Source organism: Escherichia sp. MOD1-EC7003, assembly GCF_002965065.1.
Taxonomy (GTDB): Bacteria; Pseudomonadota; Gammaproteobacteria; order Enterobacterales; family Enterobacteriaceae; genus Escherichia.
In genome coordinates this window covers 1-3,903 of record NZ_PTRE01000217.1, presented here as the reverse complement: position 1 = coordinate 3,903, position 3,903 = coordinate 1, and the positions used below count along the sequence as shown (strand labels likewise).

The following is a 3,903-nucleotide window of genomic DNA, read 5'->3' as shown; positions in this document are numbered from 1 at the left end:
TGTTGGGTGGAGCGGACAATCCAAATGGTGAATTACTGTCTTATATCATTGGCGCTGACAAAGTACACCGCCACATGTGTGGCGTTATCCATCACCCGGGATACGTTGACATTCCAGCCCCGCCGGTAATGACTGTCCAGGAAGCGATTCCAGTCCCGTTTACTGCTTCCTTCTGCTGCCAGCGCATCCGGTATCACCAGGCCCGGATATTTCCGTGACAGTAACCGCGTTATCCGGTAACGCCACATACTCATCACCTTACGGGCGTAAAAATGAAGGTTTTTCCAGGTGTGGTCTGATGTCACGCCGCGGTCGTTGTCGACAGGTGAATGTGCGGATGCCACTGCTGGTCACGTCCCCATGTGTGGATGACCGTGAATATCCCCGGCACCACATCTGCCTGGCGGCAGATTTCCTGTATCACATCCGCAGCAATGCGGCTCATCTCTGCCAGTAACCACCGGTTGTGGAACACCAGGGACCAGTACTGGCAGGGAAGTGTGAACACAATATGCTGCCACGGACAGTCGGGAACCAGACTCAGCAGATACTGCATCCACTGTGCGCCAGCCTTCACTCCGCAGTGCGGGCAGGAGCGACTTTTACACCGGAAGCAGACCTTTTTTATGTGGCTGCAGTCCGGAGATGAACAGCACCACTGTGTGTACCCCATCAGCGTGCTCCCGCAGGCCATGATTTTTGTCACAGACTCAATGACTACCGGACGCACTGAACCTTCCGGTTGTTTCTCCAGCCAGTTAAGCCAGCGGTTTCCCTGCTGAAAAATGTCGGCAAAACGGGGAAGCATCAGAAGGGCGGGGGGACTCCGTCCGGCCAGTGAACCGTGCCACACTCCGGGCAGTACATGCCGCCGGCGCTGATACCGGCAAGAATGGTCGCAAACTCCCGCTCCGTGCAGCGGGCTATTTCAGGATACCCTTCGTCATCAACACGTACAAACCAGAAGACCAGCTTTTTGTTTCCGGCATCCACAAAGAAGGGAATATTCAGGTCTGCGCAGCACTCAACGGCATCGTCAAAATTATCAAAGCGCAGAGCTTCTGCGTCTTCTTCGTCAAAGAAGTCATCGTCGTGAAGCTTCACGACATAGCGGGGAAGTTTGCTTCTTTGAGGGGCAGGTTTTCGTTTACGGGGTTTAGCTGAACGGGACATATAACTACCTGAAAGACAATGATATTGTCTGTTTTTATAACGGTAATTTCAGGCCATGACAAGCCGCAGCCGCCAGGCTGCCTACTCGGTCGCCGCGCACAGCCAGTATCAGAACCTGCTGACACTGGCAGAACTGTTCCTGGTGGGGTTGATTACATCAGTGGCCAGGATCAGAAGTGGTGGCCTGCTGCTGCCGGTATTGCTGCATATGGAAGCAACCACGCTGGGTTTACTGTTTGGTTGAAAGTTATATTTTTATTAAACATTGTGCGTTAAAGCCTGGTGTGTTTTTTTAGTGGATGTTATATTTAAATATAACTTTTATGGAGGTGAAGAATGCATACCACCCGACTGAAGAGGGTTGGCGGCTCAGTTATGCTGACCGTCCCACCGGCACTGCTGAATGCGCTGTCTCTGGGTACAGATAATGAAGTTGGCATGGTCATTGATAATGGCCGGCTGATTGTTGAGCCGTACAGACGCCCGCAATATTCACTGGCTGAGCTACTGGCACAGTGTGATCCGAATGCTGAAATATCAGCTGAAGAACGAGAATGGCTGGATGCACCGGCGACTGGTCAGGAGGAAATCTGACATGGAAAGAGGGGAAATCTGGCTTGTCTCGCTTGATCCTACCGCAGGTCATGAGCAGCAGGGAACGCGGCCGGTGCTGATTGTCACACCGGCGGCCTTTAATCGCGTGACCCGCCTGCCTGTTGTTGTGCCCGTAACCAGCGGAGGCAATTTTGCCCGCACTGCCGGCTTTGCGGTGTCGTTGGATGGTGTTGGCATACGTACCACAGGTGTTGTACGTTGCGATCAACCCCGGACAATTGATATGAAAGCACGGGGCGGAAAACGACTCGAACGGGTTCCGGAGACTATCATGAACGAAGTTCTTGGCCGCCTGTCCACTATTCTGACTTGAACATGGGGTTTGAGGGGCAACTGGATGAAAACGTACGATTTCGGACACCAAAACCACTGTTGTCCCGCCATTCTGGCGATTCCTGAAAGTTATTTGACTAAAAAACAGTCTTAACGTGGTTTATTTTCCGAATTCCAGGCGGCCCTATAATTGGATGCATCACCAAAAGGTTCAATGTCACACTTGGTCTGCGATCGCAGAGAAGATGATTGAGACGTTTACGACAGCAGAACAGCCGTACATAACTGCATCAAATTCAAATAAAAATAATTGGGGAATATGTCTTTTTTTGAAAAACACAAAATGACATAAACCCCAATTCCCCTTAGATATTAAATAATTTTCTTAATCGTATACCGATAATACTTCCGCATAAAGCCATCAACATCCAAAGCCATCCATGCACACTCCCCGAAGCAGTCCCATCAAAAAAACCGCCTAAATTACATGCTGCATACGCCCCGCCGCACCCCATTAATAACCCACCAATTATTCCTGCAAGAATATTTTGAATGGTTAATGGCGTTCTGTTTCTCTCCCTGAGCAGACATGCAGAAAATGCCGCACCCAGTAATCCAGCGGCAAACATGCCTACCATTGGGTTGATGAATAGAGGTTTTGCGAGTTTTGGATTACCCTCGAATAAACCAAAAAAAGAAGCAATATGTAAAGCACTTTCGTAGATGGCTCCAGTTATAGTCCATGCAGAACCATGTATGGCAACAATACTGGAGTTCAGTATTGCAATTATAATACCACCACTAAGAACAGTAAAATGGCTATCTTTCCAGAATAAACTTCCAGAAGTAAAAATACTTGTTAGTTGTCCAGTTTTATTCCTCTCAATATAACAAAAGAAGATATAGAGCAGTCCAACGAAGAGTAAATTTATCAACATACCCGTCCATAGATTTCCTGTTAAATCTTTCACTGTTACTATATGACCAGGGAATATTGATGATAATTCAGGCTTGAATGAGTTTCCTACTAATGTTCCAATGCCATAGAAAAGTAAAACAATCCAGAATCTAGGCCTCCCTTCACCACAACAATAAAGGGTTCCTGATGCACAACATCCTGCCAACTGCATTCCTATACCGAATAAAAAAGCGCCAACAACGAAAGGTATACTTATTGCCATAATATTACCAGTCATCTTATCTCCAAATAAGGAATGACTGAAAGATAAGCAAATTGTGAACAATAGAATTTCGATCGCAATAGTTAGTAAATGGATTCGTACATAGTAACTATTTTTTTGTGTTAACATTTCTCTCCAGCCAAAAACAATACCAAAGCGGCTGAATGAAAGTGTAAACCCTAACCCAAAACCGATAATACTCATTACTACCCATTTTGTTCCGAAAGTATTTCCTAGCCAGGCAAACAAAGTCAAGGCAATTAATACTATTGGGAACAGAAGTTTCTGTTGCATATAGTTATTTCCTACGACAAAAAATCGCGGGATTATACCGTTCATCGATAGGAATTTAAAACACAAAAAGATTAAAAAACTGCCACGTAACGGATGTTTTTTCACCGCCCCTTGTGCACCAGATAAATCACCACGACTATTAAACAGATGACACCGATTGGTACAGGTTATCAGTGGCGGTTTTTTGCTCCATTTCCCTCAAAATGGACGCAACTTCTCCTCTGCGGCTCTCAGCCGCACCACCGCATCCGGGCCAGCGGCTCATGCATCATAACCAGCTCTGCCAGACGGTAACCCCGCTTCAGCCCTGAGGAATCCCCAGTAATGGGCGGGTAAAAAAAGACAGGCATAGAGTTTTGTGATCTAC

Annotated in this window: 5 protein-coding genes and 2 pseudogenes; 3 read left to right on the top strand and 4 right to left on the bottom strand. The window is 47.1% G+C overall.

The window, feature by feature from the left end:
• Positions 1 to 53: 53 nt before the first annotated feature.
• A pseudogene (locus tag A7090_RS24050) lies at positions 54 to 808 on the bottom strand (IS91 family transposase); the annotation flags it as partial.
• The gene (locus tag A7090_RS24045) at positions 808 to 1,173 is read right to left on the bottom strand and encodes a hypothetical protein (protein WP_000091308.1); all 366 of its coding nucleotides are present in this window, start codon (positions 1,171 to 1,173) and stop codon (positions 808 to 810) included. The pseudogene A7090_RS24050 and the gene A7090_RS24045, both read right to left, overlap by 1 nt.
• A gap of 88 nt (positions 1,174 to 1,261) precedes the next feature.
• Here A7090_RS24045 and A7090_RS24040 point away from each other — a divergent pair.
• The 3 genes and pseudogenes from A7090_RS24040 to pemK-mt form a co-directional block, all read left to right on the top strand.
• A pseudogene (locus tag A7090_RS24040) lies at positions 1,262 to 1,417 on the top strand (CPBP family intramembrane glutamic endopeptidase); the annotation flags it as partial.
• A 92-nt stretch (positions 1,418 to 1,509) separates the two neighbouring features.
• Positions 1,510 to 1,767 (top strand): type II toxin-antitoxin system antitoxin PemI, encoded by a 258-nt coding sequence (gene pemI, locus A7090_RS25885; RefSeq protein ID WP_000557619.1) that lies wholly within the window; start codon positions 1,510 to 1,512, stop codon positions 1,765 to 1,767.
• Between the two features lies 1 nt (position 1,768).
• Complete coding sequence (gene pemK-mt / locus A7090_RS24035) at positions 1,769 to 2,101, top strand: type II toxin-antitoxin system toxin endoribonuclease PemK-mt (RefSeq protein ID WP_000439434.1); 333 nt, start codon at positions 1,769 to 1,771, stop codon at positions 2,099 to 2,101.
• A 325-nt stretch (positions 2,102 to 2,426) separates the two neighbouring features.
• On the opposite strand, the gene A7090_RS24025 is transcribed toward pemK-mt, so the two are convergent.
• Complete coding sequence (locus A7090_RS24025) at positions 2,427 to 3,536, bottom strand: YeeE/YedE family protein (RefSeq protein ID WP_105275777.1); 1,110 nt, start codon at positions 3,534 to 3,536, stop codon at positions 2,427 to 2,429.
• A 230-nt stretch (positions 3,537 to 3,766) separates the two neighbouring features.
• The coding region (locus A7090_RS26845) for a hypothetical protein (protein ID WP_241957295.1) at positions 3,767 to 3,903 on the bottom strand (137 nt) is incomplete at its 5' end.

Coding starts and splice junctions, on each gene's coding strand:
- pemI (WP_000557619.1), top strand. CDS start 1,510: ATGCATACCACCCGACTGAAGAGGGTTGGCGGCTCAGTTATGCTGACC.
- A7090_RS24045 (WP_000091308.1), bottom strand. CDS start 1,173: ATGTCCCGTTCAGCTAAACCCCGTAAACGAAAACCTGCCCCTCAAAGA.
- A7090_RS24025 (WP_105275777.1), bottom strand. CDS start 3,536: ATGCAACAGAAACTTCTGTTCCCAATAGTATTAATTGCCTTGACTTTG.
- pemK-mt (WP_000439434.1), top strand. CDS start 1,769: ATGGAAAGAGGGGAAATCTGGCTTGTCTCGCTTGATCCTACCGCAGGT.